The following is a 26,738-nucleotide window of genomic DNA, read 5'->3' on the forward strand; positions in this document are numbered from 1 at the left end:
TTATGAAATATAAAATTAAATCTAAATTAATTTAATAAATACTCCAATTTTATCCTTATTTAGTTATTAATTATCATTGTTATTCTAAAAAATGAAAATTGTTAAAACAAATATTGCTTCTTATACAAATACGTCGCTATCTGTGTTTTCTCGTGAGGAATCTTTTTTCCAATCGCCTTTTCATTCGCACCCGGAATTTGAGTTGGTTTATATCCTGGAAAGTCACGGAAAACGTATCATTGGGAATTCTGTAGAATGTTTTGAATCCGGAGATATGGTTTTTCTGGGAGATGATATTCCACATGTTTGGCTTAATGATGAGATTTTTTATAAAGGAATAAATAGTTTAAAAGCTAAAGCTATAGTGATTTATTTTAGCAGAGATCTTTTTGGAGATTCTTTTTATGAATTACCAGAAGCCCTCGAAGTCAAAAAATTTTTCTCTCAGGCCATAAAAGGTGTGTCTATTACCGGACAAACTAATGCAATCATTTCTAAAAAGATGGAAAAATTGCTCAAAAAGAAAGGTTTTGAAGTTGTTATGGGGCTGATTGAAATTTTATTTCTTTTATCAAAAAGCAAAGATCTTAGATATATCAATGATGATTCGTATGTTTCTGTCAGCGATGAAAATAAAAATGATCGGCTTGCTGCTGTTTTTCAATATGTAAAATCAAATTATAAAGAAGAAATATCACTTGATGAAATTTCTAAAATCGCCAATCTGACACCTACGTCATTTTGCAGAATGTTTAAGGCCAAAACCAAAAAACCATTTGTAGAATACCTTAACGAAATCAGGGTTTCAAATGCTTGTAAGTATTTAATTGAAACTGATTTGGGAATTTCTGAAATTGCTTACGAATGTGGTTACAAAACAGCTTCCAACTTCAATAAGCTGTTCAAAAAATTAATTGGAACAACTCCAAAGGAATACCGAAAAAATGCTTTAGTTTAAGATTGAATTCTTCTTTTTTAATTAAAATAATATTACGTAGTGATACAATATCTTTTTGTTAGATCTGTTTTTTTTTAATATGCTTTTTTGAATCTTTATTCTGTAAATGATCTTTATTTTTTTAGTTCGTAAATTATTTCTAAAATATGTGGCTATTTCTCGTTTTATTGTGAAATTAATTATAAAGATAATAATTGCTTAATTATTGATAATTTCGAGCTAACATATATCTTAATAATGCAATAATTTTATTTTTTTTGAGATTGTGTCAAAATGTTGCACCTGAACATATAAAATGTTTTAGTTCAGCTTTTTTTTATTATAAATGGAGAAAGTAAAAAGGAACTCACGTTTAGCAAATTTGTCAATTGTTTAATCACTCATTTTAGGTTTTAAGCTTAAAATTTTTAAATAGAATAATATGGTAACCCAAAAATATTGTTTCGCACTGGATTTGATTGACGATCCGGCTTTAATCGCTGAATACAAAAAATACCATGAAAAGATCTGGCCGGAAATTACAGAAAGTATCGTCAATTCCGGGATTGAAAATCTTGATATTTATTGTGCAGGCAACAGAATGTTTATGATCATCGAGGTGAATGAAACTTTTACTTTTGAAAGAAAAGGGGAGATGGATACTAATAATCCGGTGGTTCAGAAATGGGAAGAACTGATGTGGAAATATCAAAAAGCATTGCCAGGAGCGAAAGAAGGTGAAAAATGGATGTTGATGGAAAAGATATTTGACCTGCATAAGAATACATAATCGATTTGATCGTAAGTTCATCTTAATCGTATAACAACTAACTATCCAACCAAAATTAACAGAACAAATGAATCTTAATCTTAGTGACAAAATAATTATTGTAACAGGTGGCGCAAAAGGAATTGGCCTTGGAATCTGTAAAGTCTTAGCTGCAGAAGGTGCGATTCCGGTAATAATTGGCAGAGCAGATGCCGACAATCAAATTGCAGTTAAAGAAATAGAAATAGAAGGCGGCAAAGCTTTATCTGTAGTTGCTGAATTAACGAATCCGGAAGCTTGTAAAAATGCCGTTGATCAAGTAATCAAAATGTGCGGTCGCATTGACGGGTTAATCAATAATGCTGGTGTAAATGATGGTGTTGGTTTAGAAAGCGGTGATTACGAAAAATTTGTGGCATCAATTCATAAGAACCTGATACATTATTACCTGATGGCACAACATGCTTTACCAGAGTTGAAAAAAACAAAAGGAGCAATTGTAAACATCGGTTCAAAAACTGCTGATACCGGACAGGGAAATACTTCAGCTTATGCTGCTTCAAATGGGGGGCGTAATGCTTTAACCCGCGAATGGGCTGTTGAATTATTGAAATACGGAATTCGTGTAAATTCGGTTATAGTCGCTGAATGTTATACGCCATTATATGATACGTGGATTAAAACACTTGAAAATCCGGAGCAAAAACTAAAAGAAATTACGGCTAATATTCCGCTGGAAAACAGAATGACAACTGCAGAAGAAATTGCCAATATGGTCGTGTTTTTATTATCTGATAAATCAAGCCACACTACGGGTCAGTTGATTTATGTAGATGGAGGCTATACACATTTAGATCGTTCGTTATAATTTATAATTAAAAAATAAATTTCCCAAAAAATCAAACCTGTCCAATTATAAATAAAAGATGTTTTCACTGAACAAGAGCTTTGTATTGATATTCTTTTTTGTCGGTGGGATTATGTGTTTTTTGTGCTGTTCCAAAATGGTAAGTACACATAGGACACAAAGTCATGTGAATTGGAAAACCCAGCAAATTTGTTTTTAAAAATACCTAAAATCATCTAATAGCTTTCTCATCAAAAAGTGTTAAATAAAAAGTAAGTAAGCCAAAAAAGAAATGATAACGTAATAGTATACGATAAAGTTTATTAGAACTGAAATTTACAATACGATTGTTTTTTATGATTTTTTTTGATGTTTATCTTCGTTTATATGTCGTTCGTCTAAAATAGTTTTATCAAATATCAAATTTGTTTAGATTTCGAGTTAAATTAAGATTGTTTTTATTTGAAAAAATCTGTCTTTTTTTTACGGCCCATTCTAATTGCAAATTGAGAAATAAAAAACAATAGAGATGTAACGAATCCTGTACCATTTCAAAGTACGGAAAGACCTGCTTATAATGAAAAAAAAATAGTAATTGGAAAAGCTAAAAAAGATCAAAAGGACAATTTACTATGAAAGCAGAAAGTGCAGGACTGTAATCTGCTGAAACAATAATCAGAATTAAATAAATAGAAAATGATTAAAAAAATAATCTTAGCGGCTTTGGTCGTTGGAACAGCTATCGCAGGAAATGCTCAGAACAAAATCGCGGCAAAGGATATTGCTGGAAAAATGAAATGGTTTGAAGATGCCAAACTAGGAATCTTCATTCATGCCGGAATTTATTCGGTTGCCGATGTCTCTGAATCCTGGAGTTTTCACAACGGAAATATTTCTGTTGAAGATTATATGAAACAACAAAAAAGCTACACCTTAAGTCATTATGATCCTGCGGCCTGGGCAGATATGATTAAAGATTCAGGTGCAAAATATGCAGTGATTACTACCAAACATCATGATGGTGTAGCAATGTACGATACCAAATTAGGGAAATTGAGCTCGGTAAAAACCTGTCCTGCTAAAAAAGATATGGTGAAGCCTTTTTTTGAAGAATTGCGTAAAAGAGATATAAAATGTGGAGCTTATTTCTCCTTAATCGACTGGACACACAATGATTATCCGGGCTTTTTGAAGGATAAGGCGCGTTATGATATCAAAAAAGAACCGGCTCGTTGGGAACGTTTTCAAAAATTCTTCCAGGGACAAATCAAAGAAATTTCAGATTGGTACAATCCTGATTTGTGGTGGTTTGATGGTGACTGGGAACACAGTGCTGAAGAGTGGCAAGCAGAGAAAACGCGTAAAATGATGTTAGACAGAAATCCGAATACCATTATCAACGGACGTTTACAAGGTTACGGTGATTACGATACTCCGGAACAAAATTTCCCGGTAGTTCGACCAGCGTTCAAATGGTGGGAATTGTGTATGACGATGAATGAAAACTGGGGTTACCGTGTGAGCGATACCAACTGGAAAACACCGTATGAAATCATTACGATTTTTGTAGATGCCGTTTCAAACGGAGGAAATTTATTATTAGACATTGGACCAAAACCTGACGGGACTTATCCTGAAACTGTTGTTTCTACATTGAAAGAATTGGGTGACTGGAACAGAAGAAATGGGGAAGGTATTTTTGGAACCATTCCCGGAATTCCATTAGGGCATTTTTACGGTCCGACGACACTTTCTAAAGATTCAAAAACACTTTATTTATTTGTGCACGGAAAAACTTCTGGACAATTGATGCTGAAAGGTCTTGATAATAAAATTGAAGACATTACGGTTTTGGGCTCAAATGTAAAACTGACGCATAAGGTAGTTGGTAAAATCTCCTGGAGCGCCGTTCCCGGATTGGTTTACATTGATTTGCCAGAGAACGCAGTAGATAAATATGTGACTTGTATTAAAGTTACTTTAAATGCGCCGGTTAAATTATACAGAGGTCAGGGTGGTTTCCTGACAAACTAACAATATTATAATTCATACCTAAAATGGTATTGAAATAGTACAATTATGAACAAAAAAGCACTTTTAATAGCTTTATTTCTTGGAGCCCAAATGCTGTTTTCCCAAAATACTCCAAAGTATAAAAACCCGAAATTACCTGTTGAGGAACGTGTTCAGGATTTATTGTCCCGAATGACGGTTGAAGAAAAATTTTGGCAAATGTTCATGATTCCAGGTGATTTGTCTGATGGAGCAGAGAATTATAAAAATGGCATTTTTGGTTTTCAGGTGAGTGCTAAAGGAAGTACCGATGCGAGCAATCAAATTTTAGATTACAGTGCTGCAAGTAATGCGAAGGAAACCGTAAAACTGATTAATAAAATTCAGAAGTATTTTGTTGAAAAAACACGCCTCGGTATTCCGATTATAGCTTTTGATGAAGCTTTGCACGGATTGGTGCGAGATGGCGCAACTGCTTTTCCTCAGTCTATTTCATTGGCTGCAACATTTGATCCGGCGTTAGTGAAAAGAGTTTCAACCGCTATTGCAATGGAATCGAAAAGCCGTGGAATTCGTCAGATTTTATCGCCCGTGGTAAATCTTGCTTCAGATGTTCGTTGGGGAAGAGTAGAGGAAACCTATGGCGAAGATCCGTTTCTTTCTTCAAAAATGGGAGTGGCGTATGTTTCTTCTTTTGAGGAAAGAGGTGTGATTACAACGCCTAAACATTTCCTTGCCAATAGTGGAGACGGCGGTCGTGATAGCTACCCAATTGATTATAATGAACGTTATTTGGAGGAATATCAGCTTCCGCCTTTTCGTGCTTGTTTTACCGAAGGAGGAAGTAGAAGTGTTATGACTTCGTACAATTCTTTAAACGGAAGTCCGTGTACTGCCAACGATTGGTTATTGAATAAAAAACTGAAAGGTGAAATGAATTTTAAAGGATTCATTATCTCAGATGCAAATGCTGTTGGTGGCGGAAATGTATTGCATTATACAGCAAAAGATTATCCGGAATCAAGTGCAAACGCCATAAATAATGGTTTAGATGTGATTTTTCAAACCGCTTTTGATCATTATAAATTATTTCAACCGCCATTTTTGGACGGAAGAATTGATATGAAAAACATCGACGAATCTGTAGCGAGAGTTTTGAGATTGAAATTTGAATTGGGATTATTTGAAAATCCTTACGCCGACGAAAAAGAGACAAACAAATGGAACGGAAATCCACTTCACAAATTATTGTCAAGAGAAGCGGCTGAAAAAGGAATTGTTTTGTTGAAAAATGAAAACAATGTTTTGCCTCTTAAAAAATCAATTCAATCAATTGCTTTAATAGGAAATGATATTACCGAAGCACGTTTAGGTGGCTATAGCGGTCCGGGTAACGGAAAAGTAAGTATGCTGGATGGTATAAAAGCGAAGCTAGGAAAATCGGTTGCGATTAACCTTTCAGAAGGTTGTGCAAGAAAAAGTACAGAATATATGGTTGTACCAAATACGAATTTATTTAGTGATGATAAGGGAAAATCTGTAAACGGATTAACGGGGCAATATTTTAATAATGTACAATTAAGCGGAAGTCCGGTTGTAACAAGATTAGATAATACTATCAATTTTGACTGGACATTGTATTCTCCGGATCAGGCAAAAATCAATTATGATTTTTATTCTGTTAAATGGACAGGGAAAATCAAATCTCCTGTAACAGGAACGTATAAAATAGGTTTTGAAGGCAATGACGGTTACCGTTTGTATCTGAACGGAAAATTAATCATAGACAACTGGAAGAGTCAGACATATTCAACAAAATTGGTTGATTTCAATTTTGAAAAAGACAAAGAATATGATATCAAAATTGAGTTTTTTGAATCGCAGGGTTATGCTAAATTCAAATTGGTTTGGAATGTAGGTGTAAACAACGATTGGCAAAATAAAATTGATAAAGCAGTAGCTGCCGCAAAAAAATCAGATGTAGCGGTAATTGCTGCCGGAATTGAAGAAGGCGAGTTCAATGACAGAGCTTATTTAGGTTTGTTAGGGCATCAGGAAGAATTAATAAATGCTGTAGCTGCAACAGGAAAACCGGTTGTAGTTATTTTGGTTGGAGGAAGCGCTATTACCATGGACAAATGGATCAATAATGTACCTTCAATTTTAGATGTTTGGTATCCGGGTGAAGATGGTGGACATGCTGTAGCGAATATTTTGTTTGGAGATAAAAATCCTGCCGGACGTCTGCCAATTACTTTTCCTGTTTTTGAGGGACAATTGCCATTGGTGTACAACCATAAACCAACAGGACGTTCGGATGATTATACCAACTTAAACGGCGCACCTTTATTTCCTTTTGGATATGGATTGAGTTATTCCACTTTTGAATATAGTAATTTGCGATTTGACAAAAAACAAATAGGAAAATCGGAAACTACGAAAGTATATTGTACCATAAAAAACACCAGTATTATTGATGGTGATGAAGTAGTCCAGTTGTATGTAAGAGATGTTTTGGCATCCATTGCGCAGCCAATTAAACAGCTTAAAGGTTTTCAAAGAATTTCACTTAAAGCGGGAGAATCAAAAGAAATTTCGTTTGATATCAACAAAGAAACTTTGCAAATGTTGAATAATGATATGAAATGGGTTGTTGAACCGGGTGATTTCAGAATTATGATTGGCGCATCTTCCAGAGATATTCGATTGAGAGAGATTCTTATGGTTACAGAGTAGATTTTAAATCAAAAAATTGCAAAATAAATTTTTGAGATCGATTTTGATCAGAGATTTAAAAAAAATGTAAAAAAATACTTAAAGCTTTAAAAAACTACAATTGAAGTACAAGCAGAGGAATAAAATATAAAAAATAATTTACCGAATCAGTTTTTAAGAAAGGTAAAAAAAATAGAAATGGCACTTGCAAAAAAGTTCGGGAAAAACTGGTAAATCAAAAAGTTAAATGAATTTTAAGTATTAGCTATTTATGTTAACAATATCATAATTTTTTTGATTTTAGAATGGCTTTTTTTAAGGCTTTAATTTTTATCAAAATAAGAGGCTTTTTTGCTGTATTTATCAAAAAAGTCATTCATTGAATAATCTGTATTTGTTTAGTTTGTAGACTATTGAAGCTTTAAATTGGAATTATTCCTATAAAATGTTAAAAAGTAATAATAACAAATAAAAAAATTACTAAAACGTTTTTGTAAATCGTTTTATTAAATATATATTTGCTACTAATAATTAACTAAGGTTTAAGATAAAGTTAACGTTTCATGAAAAAAAAGATCACTATCAAAGATATCGCGAAAGCAGCAAATGTATCGGTAACTACGGTTTCATTTGTACTGAACGATAAGGGAGAGAAGATGGGGATCAGCAAGGAAGTGATTGAAAAAGTTCTTAAAATTAGCGGAGAAATGAAATTCAAACTCAATATGATCGCCAGTAGTTTAAGAACTGGTAAAACAAGATCTATTGGGCTTATTGTCGAAGATATTTCAAATCAGTTTTTTTCTGATTTGGCAAGAGTAATTGAGAGAGAGGCAATAAACTTAAATTATAGAGTATTTTATTGTAGTACAGGCGGAGATGATGCCCGTGCAGTTGAGTTAGTGAATAGCTTATTACAGGCTAATGTAGATGGGTTTATTATCACCCCTACAGAAAACATGAAAGCAACTATAGATCGCTTATCAGAACTTCAATGTCCGGTTGTTTTGGTTGACCGTTATTTTGAAGAACAAGAAGTAAGCCATGTCGTGCTGGATAATTTTGAGGGAGGAAAAACAGCAACCAGTTATCTTTTGGAAAAAGGATTTAAAAAAATTGCATTTATTAGTAATTACTCACAGTTAATTCAGATGCGGTTAAGAAAAGAAGGTTACAGTAATGCGATGAAAAAAGCGGGCTTGTATGATGAAGCTAAAATACTTGATTTGCAATACCATATTCCTGAAGAGGAAAGAATAGAAAAGATTGCTGTTTTTTTGAGTAGTAGTCCCGAAATAGATGCTGTATTGTTTGGGGCAAATTATTTGTTGCTGGCGGGCTTACAGTCCTTAAGTAAATTGAAATTAAAAATCCCAATTGATAAAGCAGTAATTAGTTTTGATGATCACGACAGTTTTAGATTGCATTCGCCCTCTATAACCGTTTTATCCCAACCAATTGAAGAAATGGGAAAAAAAGCAGTAAGGTTATTAATGATGCAAATGAATGACGGAAGTAATTATAAAGTTGAAAAAGAGAAGAAAAAAGGCAATCTAATTATAAGGGAATCTGTTTCATAATTAAAAAAGCCTTTTTTTAAAATCTAAATACTAAAACGTTATAGTACCGGTAAACCACAATTTCAGAAAATAATTCAGAAAACTTAAACAAATTATTAAACAAACAAAAAGCTTATGATATAAAAGAAACAGAGTATTAATCGAGAAAATTATTACCTAATTCTGATAAGGAGAACCTGGTAATTTAAAATTAAAGATTTTAGTATTCCATATTTTTTAGAAATCGAAATCTTCAATTCAAACAAAATTTAAAAACCAAACCAAACTAATATTAATTATGAGAAAACTGTTATATGAATCGCTGTTAGTTTTTCTAATGGTATTGTGCTTTCAAAATGCGAAAGCTCAAAACACAACAATCTCTGGGGTAATTACAGATAATACTAATTCACCCGTTCCATCAGCGATTGTTAGAGAAAAAGGGACAAAAGTAGAAACGATTACTGACGAGAACGGAGCATTTACAATCTCTGTAAAAGAAGGTGCTACTATTATAGTAAGCTCAATAGGTTACAAAACAACAGAATTAAAAGCTGCTGATGGAATAAAAATCAGATTAGCAAGTGGTACCAACGAACTTGATGGTGTTACTGTTACGGCATTGGGGCAATCTAAAAAGAATAAAGCGATTGGTTATGCTACAAGTGTAATTAAATCAGATGCATTGGTAAAGACAGCTTCACCTAACATTGCTAGTGGAATGTATGGTAAGGCACCAGGGGTTCGTATTACTTCCACTCCGGGGGGAACGGGAGCTATCAATATCCAGATTCGCGGAATTAACTCTATTACTGGTAAATCTCAGCCACTTATCGTTTTGGATGGTGTGCCAATTCGTAATGGAGAGGTTAACAATAGTGATTATTGGAACCAACAACGTATAAAAAGTAATGGTTTAGCGGATATTAATCCTGAAGATATTGAAAGTATCTCAATTCTTAAAGGAGCTTCTGCTGCTGCTTTATACGGTTCTGAGGCTATTAATGGAGTTGTATTGATTACATCTAAATCTGGTAAAGGAAAAAAAGGTTTGGGTATTGACTTCAGTACTAGTTATTCAAATAATGAAATTGCTTACTTGCCAAGATTTCAGTACGAAAGAGGTCCAGGTTATGCTAATCCGGCTTATGCCCCTTCTGCCTATTTAGGTCCAGATGGTTTTGCCCATTATGATACAGATGGTGATGGAGTTGCTGAAACAAGAGGAACTTCTAACGGAACTTCTAATTTTGGAAATTGGTTCGATGGTAAGCCTATTATGTCATGGGATGGAGTAATTCGCCCATATTCACCTCAAAGGGATGGATACAAAAATTTGTTCCAAAATTCTTGGGATGGAGTGACAAATTTTGCTATCTCTAATAATACTGATAATAGTAGTATTCGTTTTTCTTATACTCATAATGAGTCTCAAGGATTGAGTATGGGTAACATGAGCAAAAAAAATACGCTAAACCTGAATACTTCATTCAAAACTGGAAGCAGTTTGAAAACGGATATAATCGTAAGTTATATGAATCAAAATGTTAACAACCGTACTTTTGGTATGGATCGTTTGATTAATAATTTTACAGGTATGCTTAGTCCATTTGATAATGGTGATTGGTATAAAGCTAAATATAAAACTAGTTTAGGATATAAATATGTTACCGGTACAAATCAAAGCTTAACTCCAAGCGAAAACATTATCCGTAATGGTTTTAGATCTGATATCGCTGATTACTTTTGGAATGTGAACGCCAATCAACAAGACGAGATTACAAATCGTTTGATTGCAAGTGTTACTGAAACGTTTACTATTACCAAAGAGTTATCACTACGTGGACGTGTTGGTACTGATTTAACTTCAGTAAATATAGAAACTAAAAACCCGGTGGAAAAACCGTTAATTTATGGATTTGGGACTGGCTCTTATCAGCTGGATACTCAGGACTATAATATTGTTTATGGTGATTTATTGTTGACATACAACAAGAAAATTAACGAAGATTTCGGTGTAAGCGCCCTTCTTGGTTATTCAGGTTCAGATGAAACAGGTAAACTTTTAGGCCGCTCTACTAATGGTGGCTTAAGTGTTGAAGGATGGTACGATATGAATTCATCAGTAAATACAGCTAATAGTAGTTCTTCAAAATATGAATTAGTAAAGGACGCTGTCTTTGGAACTTTAAGTGGTAGCTATAAAAACTACTTATTCGTAGAAGGGACTGTGAGAAGAGACCGTACTTCTACAATGAACCCAAATAATAATGCGTTTACTTATCCTTCTGTAAACTCAAGTTTTGTATTGTCCGATGCTGTTCAATTACCAGAGTTTATTAGTTATGCAAAAATGCGTGGTTCTTGGGGTATCGTAGGTAGCTATCCGGATATGTATGCTGCGAATGTTGCATTTACACAAACGTCATTGGGAACTCAGGGAACTACTTCTCCGGTATTGATTACTAATTCAATGTCAACATATGGAAATGAGACGATTAAACCTGAAATGAAAAAAGAGTTAGAAGTTGGTTTCGAAACTAAATTCTTCGACAGAAGACTTGGTTTAGATTTTTCTTACTATGATGCAAAAGTTTATGATCAAATTTTGGCTTTAACTCTAGCTCCAACAACAGGAGCAACTTCCATCTTGACTAACATAGGTCAATTGCATAATAGAGGATTTGAAATAGCTTTGACAGCTTCTCCTTTTAGAAGCGAGAGTTTTTCTTGGGACATTACCTTGAACTGGGCTAAAAATATTAACAAAGTTGAAAAATTAGCTAATGGTGCAACAGAATTATTACATATGGACTATGATGGGTCTGCTGCTCAATTGAAATCAGTAGTAGGCGAGGCTATGGGAGGTATTTATGCACACCCTGTTAAAACAGATGCTAATGGTAATAAAATGGTTGACTCTGATGGTTTCTATATGATTGATGGAGACAAATGGGAAAAATACGGAACTGCTACACCTCAAGGTGTGGGAGGGTTGATAAACTCATTTACTTATAAAAATTTCACATTAGATGTAAATATCGATTATTCTTATGGAGGTTATTTGATGCCTACAGGAATTAATTGGATGAAATCAAGAGGTTTGACCGAAGAGACTTTGAATTATAGTACTAATGAGCGTGGTGGTTTAACTTATTATAAAGATGCTAATGGTCAAGGAGTTCAGGTTCCTAATAGTGCCACTGCGGGACCAGGAGGACAAGTATTATACCGTGATGGTATGTTAATGGACGGTGTAGCACCAGATGGTACAGCAAATACAAATGTGATCTCTCAGGCAGGTTATTATAATATGACTTACAACTGGGGTGGTCCTCAGTACAGTAGTTCACGTTATGACTTGTATATTCAAAAGAATAATTATGTTAAAGTGAGAGAAATATCATTTGGTTATAATATGCCAACAGCCTGGGCAAATAAAATTGGAGCCTCGAAAATAAGTTTTTCTGCTTTTGGACGTAATTTATTCTATATCTATAGAACAATTAAAGATATGGATGCTGAAGCAACAACTTCAGGTTCTAGATGGACTCAAAACGTAAATAATGCAGGATTGACTCCTTCTACAAGAAGTATTGGAGTAATGTTACGAGCATCTTTCTAATTTGATAAATTATAATTTAAAAAAACACAACATGAGAAAATTATTATATATATCATTAGCGACAATGGCAGTTTTCTTTAGCTCTTGTTCGGAAGATGATTTTGCGGATGCTTATAGAAATCCGTCAAATATTGAAACGACAACTGTACCTAAACAGTTCGCCGGGTTTATGAAAATTAACTTTGAGGATGTAATTCCATCGTATTGGAATTATTTTACAGTTATAAGATCGACTTCTTTGACCTATACTCAGGCCCATGGATTTACAAACTTAACTGGCCGTTATGTTCCGGGACCTGCGGTAAATGACAGATGGGGAAGATATTACAAATTTATTACCCAATATAGAGAGTTAGAAAAAGTGATGGCTTCTTTGCCTGCAGCAGAGCAGACTGAGAATAGAATCTACACAATTACTTCAACGATTTATTTATATGATCATACTGCAAAAATGGTAGATAACTTTGGAGATATTCCTTTCTCTGAGGCAGGTAAAATTGGTTCGACTGGTGGTAATTATACTGCCGCATCAGCTAAGTATGATAATCAAACGGAACTGTATGTTAAGATGTTGGATGATTTGAAAGCTTTTTCTGCTGAACTGAATTCAATCACACTTTCTACAAAAGTAGATTTAGAATTCAAAAATCAGGACCTTATAAATAAAGGGAACTTGGTATCTTGGAAAAATTATTGTAATTCTTTGCGTTTGAAATTACTGAACAGAGTTTCTGCTGTTCCTGCTATGGCAACAAGAGCAAATACTGAAATTGCTGAAATTATTGCCGAAGCAAAAATTGTTGATGAAAATACAGAGAATATTGCATTCAAAGTTTACACTCAGGATACTGATTTAGATACTTCTGGTTTTATTGATGCTTTAGAGTCATTTAACAATAATATTGCGCCAAAACCAATGATCGATCATATGAATGCGAATAATGATCCTCGTAAAGCATGGTTGTTTGAAAAAGGACAAAATGCGACAACTTATGTAGGACTCGATCCAACATTAACATCAGGAGTTCAGGATCAATTAATTGTTGATGGGAAAATTGCTATCTATAATAGATCAGTAATTAGTAGAAATAAATGGTTGCCAGGAACATTGATTAATGCTGCTGAAGTTAATCTTATTCTTGCAGAATACTATTCAAGAAATGGTAATGCTACTACAGCAAAAACATATTTTGAAAAAGCGATCAGACAATCGGTTGAATATTATGTAAGATTAGGTGATAAAGCTGATGTTTTGGATTGGAAACCAACTACAGAACCAACAACTGCTCAAGTTGATGTTTATATTGCTACAATTAACTTTACCGGAGCTGTAACAGCTGCTGATCAATTAAAGTTAATAGCATTCCAAAAGTATATTCACTATAATATCATGCAAGCTGATGAATCTTGGTCTGAACAAAGAAGATTGAAACTTCCGGTTTTAACATTCCAGGAAGATGAAACAAGCAGTATCAGAAAAACTCCACCAACACGTTGGACATATCCAAATTCTGAAAGTGTTTATAATACAACTAATTATAACACAGTTAAGGACAAAGATAACTTAAGTACTAAAATTTTCTGGGACGTAAAGTAATCCTCCTTTAAATTAATTATTTTGTTTATTAGTAAGAAACCCCAAAATCCGGATCATCACGGACGATGGGGTTTCTTTTTAAATATCAATAACAATGACAATGACAATGTCAATATCAATATCAATGTGAATATCAATGTGAATATCAATAACAATGTCAATATCAATTTAAAAGGTAATCGATAATAGATAAATTAAAACTTTGTTTTTACAGGAAATAAAAAGGATTTTCTAAATAGTGGTATATATTGCACAAAAAAATCGGCGAATCTGCAGTTTGTTTACTGTAGTTCGCCGATTTTTATTTTTGATCTTTACTCTAAAAAGATGGTAGAGAAAAACTGTCTGTATTTTAGTTTTGTTTGATAAAAGTTAGCGGTTGCCCGTAGTTAGCAATTGCAGTCAAAGCATTGTAAATATATTTGGAAACCAAAATAGCTCCTTCGCTGTTTATTAATGCAGTATCATCTTCTGGTGTATGATATTGAGGATGGCCTCCCGTGTGTAATCCTATTGCTGAAATATCATTTTTATAAAAAGTTACGTGATCTGAGCCGCCAACGTCTCCTGCAAAAACAATCGGGTTAAGACCGCTGCCTTCACCTAGTTTTTTCATCAGTTCTACACCGCCCGGAAAAGTTCCGGCACCGCCCATATATAACTCTTTTTTATCATTTAGCCGACCCACCATATCCATGTTAATCATCACTTTTACTGCTTTTTTATCTACTGGCAGATGATTGACAAAATACTTCGAACCCAATAAACCTTCCTCTTCAGCACTAAAAGAAATAAAAATAATACTTCTTTTTGGCGCCATTTTGTTATGATGAAATTCTTCTAAAATAGATAAAAGAGCAGAAACCCCTGAAGCATTATCATCGGCTCCGTTATGAATTGCAAGCGTATCTTTTTTCTTGCTGCCAGAACCTTTTCCGCCCCAACCCCAATGGTCATAATGTGCTCCGATTACAATGAATTCTTTTTTCAGGTTTTCATCTGAACCTTCGATATAGCCCACAACATTTTGAGTCGATACACTGTCCGATTTCATCTTGTTGATGTCGGGTTTTATGAATATTTTAAACGGCTGATAATAATCGTTATTGAATTTTTTCAAGCCAAATTTTCTAAAATATTTTTTAATGTAAGCCGCCGTTTCGTTGTTGCCTTTTGTTCCGGCAAGACGCCCTTCTAATTTATCCGAAGCTAAATAGGTATCGTGTTTCAGAAACTTTTCGGCTGAAAACGTAGATTGTGCAGTTCCTTTTTCAGTTGCTATTAAAGAAACAATAGAAAGGAAAAGAATTCTTTTAAACATGTTATGGTAATTTACGATCTTTATTGTATTTGCATTTCAACTATTGTATCGATTGCATCCATTTTTACGCCATCCAAATACACAAAAGTTCCTTCTGGTTGTTGTTTGAATTTAAGTTCTTTTTTACTGTCCATCAAATAACATTTTTTAATTTTTTGTTTCATTTCAGGAATAAAAATATAAGTAGCCTGTTTTGGTGTAGTAATGATGTGTGCAAACCAAATTTTATCTTTAGCAGTAAATACGCCCCAATCTTGTGGCTTCATCACGTTGCCTCTTGTTCCATATATACTGTTTCCGTTTTTATCCATCCAGATTCCTATTTCTTTCAAAGTTGCAACAAATTCAGGCTGAATTGTTCCGTCAGCCATTGGCCCGACATTCAAAAGAAAATTGGCATTCAGACTGGCAGCATTTATTAAGTAATGTAATAAATCTTTAGTCGATTTGTATTTTCTGTCATTAATGTTAAAACCCCATGAATTGTTCATGGTTTCACAGGTTTCCAAAGGCAATTGAGAAATAGATTGTCCTCCAAATCCAGAAGTATTTCCACCTGGTAAATCTTTTTCAAAGGCTTGAAAATCTTCGCCCTGAATTGGAGTAAGATGATGATTGTTAGAGATTAAACAATTCGGCTGGATGGAATGAATCAATTTGTAAATCTCGTCATAATGCCAATTTACTTTTGATGTCAATGTTTTATCGGTATCGTTATCCAATTGATCCCAATGTCCGTCAAACCAGATTCCGCTGATTTCCCCATAATTGGTCAGTAATTCTGTCAACTGACCTTTCATAAAAGCAATATAGCTGTTCCAGTCGCTCTTTTTAGTTCTGCCTGTTCCTTGTCCTGTTTTTCCTGTCTCATACTGATAATCTGTTCTGGTCCAATCCAGAAGTGAATAGTAACAAAACAGTTTAATACCTTCTTTATGACATTCGTCAGCCAATTCTTTTAATAGATCTCTTTTGAAATGAGTATTCGTAATCTTCCAATCTGATAGTTTAGTGTCAAAATTGCTAAAACCGTCGTGGTGGCGGGTCGTAAAAGTGATGTATTTCATTCCGGCCGCTTTTGCAATGCCAACCCATTTTTTGGCATCAAAATCCTGTGGATTAAAAACGTTAAGCAATCTTCCGTATTCGGTAACTTTTATATTTTGGTTGGTCATAATCCATTCACCATTCCCAAGAACGCTGTATGGACCAAAGTGAATGAACATACCGAATTTATCATCCTGAAATTCTTTTCTGGCTTTTAGATTTCCTTCAGTAGGGGTGTACGTTTGTGCTGTTATTATTGTCCAGTTCATCAGGAAAAATAGCAGGCAAAGTGTGATTTTTTTCATTTTTTTAAGTTTAGGTGGTTTGATAGTAAAGTTTAATAATGAAAAATCAAAAACTAAATAAGGATTTAGAATGATGACGATAGATTTAACAAAAGTCATAATTCATTGCGCTTAATTAATTTACGTTTTCCGAAATTTAAATGTATAAAGACTTTAGCATAGTCAGTAAGTCGATATTATCTAAATTTAATTATCAATTACCTTTCTCCAATCAAAAATCCGGAAACATTCCACGCGCTGCTGCTAGTTCCTTCAGGTTTTCCAAGTGGAATGGATACACGAATAGTATGCTTTCCAGGTAAAAGATTTCCTAAATCAATTAAATTTGGATTGGTAGTGGTTCCCGGACACCAGTTAGAACGACTTTCATCAGAAGATGATAATCCGTTGCCAAAATTTCCCGAAGCCGGATTGCTCAATCGGTAAGAACCACAATCAGTCCGCCACGGTGTGAATCCAAAAACTTCTTTGCCATCAATAAAAATTGTGTTCTTTTTTTGTAAAAATTCATCTCCATTTTCCCAGCCTCCATGGCCCGTGGTGGTATAACTCAATTTGAAATTTTTATATCCCTGGGGAATATCAAAAGTCATTTCCAGTCCTTTTTCGTTATCAAACATGGTGGCATATTCCTGTCCGGCCATTTCCATTACGTTTAATGTATTGAAAAGGGGTAAAATAAAATCGCCTTTTGGATTATTATCTTCGCCTTGGTGAATCGTAATGTTTAAACTTGCTTTATGTCCACCCGCATCATAATTTCCAATAAACATTCCGATATATACTTCCTGATTATTCAGTTTTGGCTGTAATAATGAAATGTCCTGACGATAGAAAACGCTATCCTGCCAAACCTTATTTTTTAATTGTAAATAGTTAAAATGTTTCACGCCAAAAGGAGTAAAAAAGCGCATCAGTTCCAACAAAGGAGTATAGTCGTCTGTTGCCACAACACCCTGATATTGTTTACCATTTCCATTTTCATAAACCGGTAATGTTTTAACTCCGTTTTTTAGTCCGTCCAAAAACGAACTTTTTTTATCCATTGGAATCATAAAAACTGAGCCAGTTCTGTCATAAGCATCACCATTCGATTGTTGGGTCACATCCACATAAATAGAACTTCCTTTTTTTATTTCCGGGAATTTTACCTTTCTAACAATTACCGTTCCGCTAGCATATCTAAAGATACTGTCATTCGATTTTGCATCATTTACAAAATGAATTTGCTCTTTGTTAAAAACAGAAATATTCACAAAACGACTTTTCCACAATAAATCTTTATAGGTCAATTGGTCAACTTCGAGAACCGTTGGAATTGAAAGAATTGCCGGAACTGCTTTTAAATTCTCAATTTTGGTAGCTGTAACAATACTATTTCCGTTACGGTTAGTTTCCAAAACCAAACCTAAATCTTGTCCCAAAACAGCTGGTCCGCCTTTTAGTCCCAATTCATTCGTGTACCAAATTTCAATTTTGTTTGAATTCACAATGGCTATCGCTTTTTTGCAATTGAAATTGAGAATCTTTTTGGTTTCAGCTGTGAATTCAAATTTTTGTTTTCCCAAAGCTTCACTATCCCGATTGAGAATCAATTTGTTGGTTTTGAGCTGTGCCAATTGCAAAATGGTTTTGGTCTTGAAATCAACAAAAGTCTGCTCAAACGGAAGGTCTGCTTTTTGTTGCATTATTTTATCTGTTGTAGTCAAACTCAAATCTTTAGAAGTGTATAAAAACAAAGGATCCTGATTGGGAATTACTTTTCCGTTATAACTTCTTTGGTAAGTAACTTTAATGGCGCTGTTTGTTTTTTGAGCAAAAGATAAATGGATTAGGGAAAGAGCAAAGAATGTGAATAAAGTTTTCTTCATGTTATGGTTTTGTTGATCAGCTCCCTGAATAAAAACTGACGGTTATTTTGGTAAATTAAAAGAGGTTTCGTTATTTTACTAAATCGATTTAACAAAAAACGAATAAAATTCTGATTCTATTGTGTTCTAGTATTATAGGTTTAAAAAATAGAGATTATGATCCGAGTTGATTTTTTCCTAAAAGCTAAGATAAAAATTTTTGAATTGTAACAGGAAATAACACTGTTTTGTTTTATCAAAAGGCAAAAATTGATTAAACAAAGATAATATTGAATTAATATATAAATGGAAGTCCCTATATCTTTCAATTTCTAAAAGAATATAAATTTAGCAGAAAATACAGTAGAATGCTTTTTTTGTATATTATATAAAACGTTTATTTTCAAGCGTTATCGTTGTTTTAGTATTAACATAATTAAAATACAATAATGAATTATTTAAAAGGCTACAGTTTAATAATGATTTTTTGTTTCGGCGTAAGTATGTTGCAAGGCCAGCAAAAAGCATTTCCTTATAAAAATCAGAATTTATCAATTGATAAAAGAGTAGAAGATTTATTGAAACAATTGACTACTGAAGAGAAAATTTCCTTGTTAGGATTTGAAAGCAAAGCAATTAAGCGATTGGATATTCCGCAATACAACTGGTGGAATGAATCTTTACACGGAGTAGCGAGAGCGGGTAAAGCGACTGTTTTTCCGCAGGCTATCGGAATGGCAGCTTCTTTTAATGATGATTTATTAAATGAAGTAGCAAACTCAATTTCTACAGAAGCCAGAGCAAAGAACAATATGGCGGTTGCCAAGGACCGTCGTTTGCAATATATGGGACTGAACTTTTGGTCGCCAAACATCAATATTTTTAGAGATCCGCGTTGGGGAAGAGGACAGGAAACCTATGGAGAAGATCCTTTTCTGACCGGAAAAATGGGAACAGCTTATATTAAAGGATTGCAGGGAACAGATCCAAAATACATGAAAACAGCAGCTTGTGCCAAACATTTTGCCGTACATAGCGGGCCTGAAAAAACAAGACATTCTATTAATGTTATTGTAGATGAAAAAGATCTGAGAGAAACCTATTTATATGCTTTTAAAAAGCTGGTTGATGCTAAGGTTGAAACAGTAATGTGCGCCTACAATCGTGTGAATTCTGAACCTTGCTGTACAGGAAAAACATTACTTCAGGATATTCTTCGAAAAGAATGGAAATTCGGCGGACATGTAGTAACTGATTGTTGGGCATTACAGGATATCTACGAAGGCCATAAAACATTGCCAAATAGTGTAGCTGTTGCTGCAGAAGCAATAAAAAGAGGCGTGAATATGGATTGCAGCGGATTGTTACAAAAAGATGCTATCAATGCCTTAAGTCAGAAATTGATTACTACAAAAGATATTGATAATGCATTGGCTCCAACTTTGCGCACGCAGTTCAAATTAGGTTTCTATGACAAACCGGAAGATAATCCGTATCGAAAATATGGTATAGATAGTATAGCGAATTCTTATCACCGAAACCTCAGCCGAAAAATGGCAGAGCAAAGTATGGTTTTGTTGAAAAACGGAGAAGTAGGCGAGAGGAAAACAAAGTTACTGCCTCTGAAAAAAGAGGATTATAAATCGCTCATGGTAGTAGGGCCAAATGCTGCTTCTTTGGATGCTCTATTAGGGAACTATCACGGAATTACAGATAAAGCGGTAAATTTTGTGGAAGGAATTGCCGGAGCTGTCGATCCTGATACTCGTATAGAATACGATATGGGTTGCGACTTTACAGATACAACCAATTTTGGAGGAGTTTGGGCTGCTTCTATGGCCGATTTGACGATTGCCGTAATTGGTTTTACACCGGTTTATGAAGGTGAAGAAGGCGATGCTTTTTTGGCTGACGGAAAAGGTGACAGAAAAAACATGGACTTACCGGCTTCTCATATTGCCTACATTAAAGCACTTCGAAAAGGAACCAAAACACCTCTTGTAGCTGTAATTACCGGTGGTAGTGCTGTTGATATTTCGGCAATTGAACCTTATGTTGATGCTATCGTTTTTGCCTGGTATTCTGGAGAACAGGGCGGAACCGCTTTGGCGAATCTTCTTTTTGGTAAAGTATCTCCGTCAGGACATTTACCAGTTAGTTTTTACAAATCTTTTAGTGATTTACCAGATTACAACAGCTATGCGATGGCAGGCCGAACTTATCGTTATTTCGATAAGGAAGTACAATATCCTTTTGGTTTTGGATTAAGCTACACGACTTTTGGATACAACTGGATTCAAAAACCGGGAAATATTAAAACATCTTCAGATAAAATTTCAATGCAAATCAAAATTGAAAACACCGGAAATTATGATGCTGATGAAGTAGCTCAGGTTTATATTGAATATCCAAATATAGACCGAATGCCATTAAAAGAATTGAAGGTTTTTAAAAGAGTATCAATTTCTAAGGGAGATTCTAAAACAATTACTTTGGAAATTCCATTGTCAGAACTTCAAAAATGGGATGATACTAAAAAACAGTTTAAAATTTACGAAGGGCAATATAAAGTGAAAATTGGTTCGAACTCGAGAGATGTGATGTTGGAAACGAGTTTTGAAATTGGGAAATAGAGAATAGAAAATAGAGAATAGAATAAAGAGGCAAGAGGCAAGATTTTATCGCTTTGCTTTTTTTATAAAATAACAGAAGAAAAATGAATAAAAATTTTAAATCAGTATTTTTTGCAATTTTAGGGGTTTGTACGTTACAAATGTACAGTCAGACTTCTAAGCAAAATTTAACCCAATATGTCGATCCTTTTATTGGGACGGGATTTCACGGACATGTTTTTATGGGAGCAAATGTGCCTTTTGGAGCAGTTCAGTTGGGACCTGTTAATATTTCACAAGGTTGGGATTGGTGCTCGGGTTATCATTATTCCGATCCAACTATTATCGGATTTTCACATACACATTTAAGCGGAACCGGAATTGGTGATCTTGGAGATTTTCTTTTTATGCCAGCGGTTGGTAAAATCAACTTGAAAAAAGGAACCGCCAAAGACATGGAAAACGGCTATATCTCCCGTTTTGATCATAAAGATGAAATAGCAAAACCAGGATATTATTCGGTTATTTTGAAGAAAAACGGAATCAAAGCTGAAATGACCGCTTCTGAAAGAGTGGGTTTTCAAAAATATACTTTTCCGGCTTCAGACAAATCACATATTATTTTAGATTTGGTTGAAGGAATTGGGTGGGATAAAGCTGTAGATACTTACATCCGTGTAAAAAATGATACTTTGATTGAAGGTTATCGTTTTTCTAAGGGCTGGGCAAATGACCAACGAATTTATTTTGCGGCAATTTTGTCAAAACCGGCAAAGAAAATCCAATTGTACAACAGTACAAAAGAAATGATCAATAAGGTTGTTTTGGGAGACAGCGCTAAAGCAGTGATTCAATTTTCAACTTCAAAAGATGAAGTTATTAAAATTAAAGTAGGAATTTCGGCAGTAAGCATGGATAATGCTTTGATGAACATTAAAAAAGAAATCGCAGGATGGGACTTTGAAAAAGTAGCAAGTCAGGCTGATGAAAAGTGGAATAAAGAGCTGAATAAAATTTCGGTAAAATCAAATGATGTTACCAAACTGAAAACGTTCTACACTGCTTTATATCATACTATGATCGCGCCTTCAATTTACAATGACAGTAATGGCGATTATTATGGATCCGATAAACAGGTTCATAAAGCCGCTGGATTTACCAATTTGACTACCTTTTCGCTGTGGGATACTTATCGAGGTGCAAACCCTTTGTTCACCTTGACACAAACAGAGAAAGTTTCGGATATGGTCAATACGATGTTGGCGATTTACCAGGAATCGGGGCATCTTCCGGTTTGGCATTTGATGGGGAATGAAACCTATTGTATGCCTGGAAACAGCGCCATTCAGATTGTTGCTGATGCGTATTTAAAAGGAATCAAAGGAATTGATGGGGAATTGGCCTTCGAAGCAGTAAAAGCAACCGCTATGCAGGACGATCGCGGATTGAATTTTGTCAAAAAAATAGGATACATTCCGGCAGATGGTCTGAAAGAATCAGTAGCGATCGGAATGGAATATGCAATCTCTGATGGTGCAATTGCCATGATGGCTAAAAAAATGAGCAAAACGGAAGATTATAATTATTTCTTCAATCGCTCAAAAGCCTATAAAAAATATTATGATGCTTCAACCACTTTTGTACGTGGAAAAGTAAGCGATACACAATGGAGAACTCCTTTCGATCCCTTTAAATCGGCACATATGAAAGATGATTTTGCCGAAGGAAATGCCTGGCAATACACCTGGTTAGTGCCTCATGATGTTGAAGGACTGATTGCGATGTTGGGAGGAGAAAAATCTTTTACGAAAAAACTGGATAACTTGTTTACCGCTAAAGGCGACATGGGAGATGAAGCTTCAAGTGATATTACAGGCTTGATTGGGCAATATGCGCACGGAAACGAACCAAGTCATCATATTACCTATCTGTATAATTTCGTAGGACAGCCCTGGAAAACAGCTGAGAAAGTACGCTATATCGTTGATAATCTATATAGTGATAAACCAGATGGTTTGTGCGGAAACGAAGATGTGGGACAAATGTCGGCCTGGTATGTTTGGAGCACTTTGGGAATGTATTCTGTAAATCCATTCAACGGAATTTACGTTATCGGAAGTCCAACTATGGATGAGTCGGTATTGAATTTGTCTGATGGAAAAAGTTTTACTGTGAAAGCTTTCAACAACAGTCCAAAAAACATCTACATTCAAAAAGCAACTTTAAACGGAAAAGCCTATACCAAAAGTTATTTACTTCATTCGGACATTATGAAGGGTGGGGAATTGATTTTTACTATGGGAGAAAAGCCTTCAAAAACCTGGGGAGTTGCTGCTAAAGACCGACCTTATTCTGCAGAATAATTTTTTTTAAAGAGTGGGTCCGGAAAGATGTTTTTATTTATTAAGAATAGAAATGTTTCTCCGGACTTTTTGTAAGCACATTTTTTTTGTTCTAATTTTAGGGGAAAAAGATAATTACTAATTAAACAAGGGTAATATTGAATTAATTATTATAGTTCAGGTATTATATTTTTATATTCCTAAAAATGTATGAATTTAATAAAAAACATATGGCATTAATAACTCAGATAGATGTTGAAAAAGATTTAGGTTCCAAAGAAAATAAAAAGTGGCTGTTTCCTTTTATATTGGTAACCAGTTTATTTTTTTTCTGGGGATTTGTACACAATTTAGATCCAATACTTATTCCGCATCTGAGAAAAGCATTTAATCTAACAGACTTAGAATCTTCTTTAATCGATTCTTCTGTTTTCATTGCCTATTTTGTGATGGCTTTGCCTGCTGGTTATATCATGAGAAAATACGGGTATAAATCGGGTATAATGATCGGATTAGTGCTGTTTGGTATTGGTTCAATATTGTTTGTTCCTGCTGCCAATTCTCTACAATATATTTATTTCCTGGGTGCTTTGTTTGTTATCGCCTGTGGACTTACGTTTTTGGAAACAGCAGCGAATCCTTATGTAACTATTTTAGGACCATCTGAAACAGCAACCAAAAGATTGAATTTTTCACAATCGTTTAACGGATTGGCGGCTTTTATTGCTCCAGCATACATTGGGCCAATGATCCTATCCGGAAAAAACGTAACTCAGGCTGAATTAGATGCTATGGCCCCCGTAGCACTACACGCTCATATTTTAGAAGAAGCGGCAAGTGTAAAAATGCCTTATTTGATTTTAGGATTGATTATTCTGGCAGTAGCGGTGGTATTTTATTTTACCAATATGCCCGATGTGAAAGATGAAGATAAAGAAGGAGCAGACGGAGCGAGTTTTGCCGGAGCCTTGAAATCAATGCGTTTGCGTTGGGGAATTTTAGCACAATTCTTTTATGTTGGAGCACAGGTTTGTGTGGGAAGTTTTTTTATCAAAATGGCGACAACTTCGGCAGGTTTAGATGAAGATATCGCAGCTAAATTTTTAGGTTTTTATGGTCTGGCATTTATGTTAGGTCGTTTCGCAGGGACATTTTTCATGCAATACATTCAACCAAGAAAATTATTGATCATTTATTCGATCATCACTATACTATTATCAGTAGTAGCTATAATCGGAACGGGAATGTTAGTGGTCTATACTTTAATAGCGATTGCATTTTTTATGAGCATTATGTTTCCTACGATTTTTTCAATGGGAATTGACGGACTCGGGCATAACACAAAAATTGGATCTTCATTAATAGTAATGTCAATAGTTGGGGGAGCCTTACTGCCTCCGGTTTTAGGATTCATATCAGATGCTACAGGAAGTATTCAGAATGGTTATGTAGTTCCCCTGATTTGTTTCTCAGTAATACTATTGTTCGCATTTAACGGACATAAAACAAATAAAGCATAAAATCTATTTTATATAATATGTTAGAAAACGGAGTTAAAAGGCTGGTGATAAAAATGCACCCGGAAGATAATGTACTCGTAGCCTTAACGGATTTGGCAAAAGGAGAAAGTGTGGTTTTTGAAAAAGAGACTTATATGCTGAAGGATGCAATTAAGGCAAAACATAAATTTTATACCAGTGATTTCAAAGAAGGAGCTGAAATAATTATGTATGGTGTTTTGGTTGGGAAAGTACAAAATGAGGTTGCAAAAGGCAGTCTGATGACAACAGAAAATCTTAAACATGCTGCAGAACCTTATCAGTATCGTGATGTTGATTTTAAATGGCAGGCACCAGATGTTTCAAAGTATAAAGACAGGACTTTTAAAGGATATAAAAGAAATGACGGCCGTTATGGAACTGCCAATTATTGGTTATTTGTTCCAACTGTATTTTGCGAGAACCGAAATCTCGATGTCATACGTGAAGCCTTACATAATGAATTAGGATATTCAGTAAGTGATAAATACACTCAATATACGCATCATTTACTTGAAGCCTATAAAAAAGGAGAAAGTCTGGAGGCAATTGATGTACAATTGACGCCGGATCATAATGCGAATAAGGTTTTTAAAAACGTAGACGGAATTAAATTTCTAAATCATCAGGGTGGTTGCGGAGGCACGCGTCAGGATTCAGCGACCTTGAGTGCCTTATTGGCTTCATATGCGAATCATCCAAATGTGGCAGGAATTACAGTACTGAGTTTAGGATGCCAACATTTGCAAGTACAGGATTTTACAAATGATGTAAAAAAGCAGAATCCTTCTTTTGATAAACCGATCTTTATTTTTGAGCAACAACAATCCAAAAGTGAAGAACAATTAATTGCTGATGCCATTAAAAAAACATTTGAAGGATTAATTGAAGTAAACAATCAAGAAAGAGTTCCGGCACCATTAAGCGAATTATGTTTAGGTGTTAAATGTGGAGGAAGTGATGGTTTTAGCGGAGTTTCTGCTAATCCGGCTGTGGGTTATACTTCAGATTTGGTGGTGGCTTTGGGTGGTAAAGTATTATTGGCCGAATTCCCTGAATTATGTGGAGTCGAACAAAACTTAATTGATCGTTGTATATCAGAACCAGTTGCTAAAAAATTCATTGATTTAATGCAATCTTATGATGCTTTAGCACATAAAGTAGGTTCGGGATTTCATATGAATCCATCGCCGGGAAATATCAAAGACGGATTAATAACAGATGCAATTAAAAGTGCCGGAGCAGCTAAAAAAGGCGGAACAGCGCCAGTAGTTGATGTATTAGATTATACGGAACCGGCAACAAAAGCAGGTTTAAGTTTGGTTTGTACACCAGGAAATGACGTGGAGGCAACCACTGGTAAAGCGGCAGCTGGAGCAACCTTAATATTGTTTACAACAGGATTAGGAACTCCAACAGGTAATCCGGTTTGTCCTGTTATTAAGGTGGCTACAAATTCTATTTTGGCTCAAAAAATGAGTGATATTATCGATATCGATTGTGGTCCGATTATAAGCGGTGAAAAGTCTATTGAGGAAATGGGTGAAGATATTTTGGAGTATTGTATTAAAGCAGCAAGTGGTGAAATTATTCCAAAGGCAGTTTTATTAAACCAGGATGATTTTATTCCGTGGAAACGAGGAGTTTCTCTATAATTTTAA

16 protein-coding genes are annotated in these 26,738 nt (G+C 34.7%); 13 read left to right on the forward strand and 3 right to left on the reverse strand.

Translation table 11 applies throughout. The features are described 5' to 3' along the window. Nucleotides 1–91: 91 nt before the first annotated feature. From AC6CH4_RS12060 to AC6CH4_RS12100, 9 genes are all read left to right on the forward strand, one after another. Nucleotides 92–958 carry an AraC family transcriptional regulator gene (locus tag AC6CH4_RS12060; RefSeq protein WP_498103305.1) on the forward strand — a complete coding sequence of 289 codons (867 nt, stop codon included), beginning with the start codon at nt 92–94 and terminating at the stop codon, nt 956–958. Between the two features lie 421 nt (nt 959–1,379). Beyond that, nucleotides 1,380–1,727, forward strand: coding sequence for an L-rhamnose mutarotase (locus AC6CH4_RS12065; protein ID WP_498103307.1), 348 nt, complete (start codon nt 1,380–1,382; stop codon nt 1,725–1,727). A gap of 67 nt (nt 1,728–1,794) precedes the next feature. After that, the gene (locus tag AC6CH4_RS12070; protein WP_498103309.1) at nt 1,795–2,574 is read left to right on the forward strand and encodes an L-fucose dehydrogenase; all 780 of its coding nucleotides are present in this window, start codon (nt 1,795–1,797) and stop codon (nt 2,572–2,574) included. 675 nt (nt 2,575–3,249) lie between these two features. After that, on the forward strand, nt 3,250–4,587 hold the full coding sequence (locus tag AC6CH4_RS12075; protein WP_498103311.1) for an alpha-L-fucosidase: 1,338 nt from the start codon (nt 3,250–3,252) through the stop codon (nt 4,585–4,587). A 45-nt stretch (nt 4,588–4,632) separates the two neighbouring features. Then, entirely contained in the window at nt 4,633–7,302 is a 2,670-nt protein-coding gene (locus AC6CH4_RS12080) for a glycoside hydrolase family 3 C-terminal domain-containing protein (RefSeq protein ID WP_498103313.1), read from the forward strand. A gap of 542 nt (nt 7,303–7,844) precedes the next feature. Then, a complete protein-coding gene (locus AC6CH4_RS12085) occupies nt 7,845–8,861 on the forward strand; it encodes a LacI family DNA-binding transcriptional regulator (protein WP_498103315.1) in 1,017 nt (338 codons plus the stop codon). A 277-nt stretch (nt 8,862–9,138) separates the two neighbouring features. Continuing rightward, nucleotides 9,139–12,465, forward strand: a complete 3,327-nt coding sequence (locus tag AC6CH4_RS12090) for a SusC/RagA family TonB-linked outer membrane protein (RefSeq protein ID WP_498103317.1) — start codon at nt 9,139–9,141, stop codon at nt 12,463–12,465. A 31-nt stretch (nt 12,466–12,496) separates the two neighbouring features. Further along, nucleotides 12,497–14,062, forward strand: a complete 1,566-nt coding sequence (locus AC6CH4_RS12095) for a SusD/RagB family nutrient-binding outer membrane lipoprotein (protein WP_498103319.1) — start codon at nt 12,497–12,499, stop codon at nt 14,060–14,062. 21 nt (nt 14,063–14,083) lie between these two features. Further along, complete coding sequence (locus AC6CH4_RS12100) at nt 14,084–14,248, forward strand: hypothetical protein (RefSeq protein ID WP_498103321.1); 165 nt, start codon at nt 14,084–14,086, stop codon at nt 14,246–14,248. Between the two features lie 166 nt (nt 14,249–14,414). Here AC6CH4_RS12100 and AC6CH4_RS12105 read toward each other — a convergent pair whose 3' ends face one another. The 3 genes from AC6CH4_RS12105 to AC6CH4_RS12115 form a co-directional block, all read right to left on the reverse strand. Further along, complete coding sequence (locus tag AC6CH4_RS12105) at nt 14,415–15,383, reverse strand: M20/M25/M40 family metallo-hydrolase (RefSeq protein ID WP_498103323.1); 969 nt, start codon at nt 15,381–15,383, stop codon at nt 14,415–14,417. 20 nt (nt 15,384–15,403) lie between these two features. Next, entirely contained in the window at nt 15,404–16,735 is a 1,332-nt protein-coding gene (locus AC6CH4_RS12110) for an alpha-L-fucosidase (RefSeq protein WP_498103324.1), read from the reverse strand. Between the two features lie 197 nt (nt 16,736–16,932). Further along, the gene (locus tag AC6CH4_RS12115; RefSeq protein WP_498103326.1) at nt 16,933–18,606 is read right to left on the reverse strand and encodes a GLPGLI family protein; all 1,674 of its coding nucleotides are present in this window, start codon (nt 18,604–18,606) and stop codon (nt 16,933–16,935) included. 428 nt (nt 18,607–19,034) lie between these two features. Between AC6CH4_RS12115 and AC6CH4_RS12120 the strand changes: the two genes are divergently transcribed. The 4 genes from AC6CH4_RS12120 (at nt 19,035) to AC6CH4_RS12135 (ending at nt 26,732) form a co-directional block, all read left to right on the forward strand. Further along, nucleotides 19,035–21,218, forward strand: coding sequence for a glycoside hydrolase family 3 N-terminal domain-containing protein (locus AC6CH4_RS12120; protein ID WP_498103328.1), 2,184 nt, complete (start codon nt 19,035–19,037; stop codon nt 21,216–21,218). 83 nt (nt 21,219–21,301) lie between these two features. Next, nucleotides 21,302–23,560 carry a GH92 family glycosyl hydrolase gene (locus AC6CH4_RS12125; RefSeq protein WP_498103330.1) on the forward strand — a complete coding sequence of 753 codons (2,259 nt, stop codon included), beginning with the start codon at nt 21,302–21,304 and terminating at the stop codon, nt 23,558–23,560. Between the two features lie 209 nt (nt 23,561–23,769). After that, on the forward strand, nt 23,770–25,059 hold the full coding sequence (gene fucP, locus AC6CH4_RS12130) for an L-fucose:H+ symporter permease (protein ID WP_498103332.1): 1,290 nt from the start codon (nt 23,770–23,772) through the stop codon (nt 25,057–25,059). Nucleotides 25,060–25,112: 53 nt separating this feature from the next. Beyond that, complete coding sequence (locus AC6CH4_RS12135; protein ID WP_498103334.1) at nt 25,113–26,732, forward strand: UxaA family hydrolase; 1,620 nt, start codon at nt 25,113–25,115, stop codon at nt 26,730–26,732. Nucleotides 26,733–26,738 lie beyond the last annotated feature (6 nt).

Source organism: Flavobacterium sp. GQ95 (assembly GCF_059758655.1).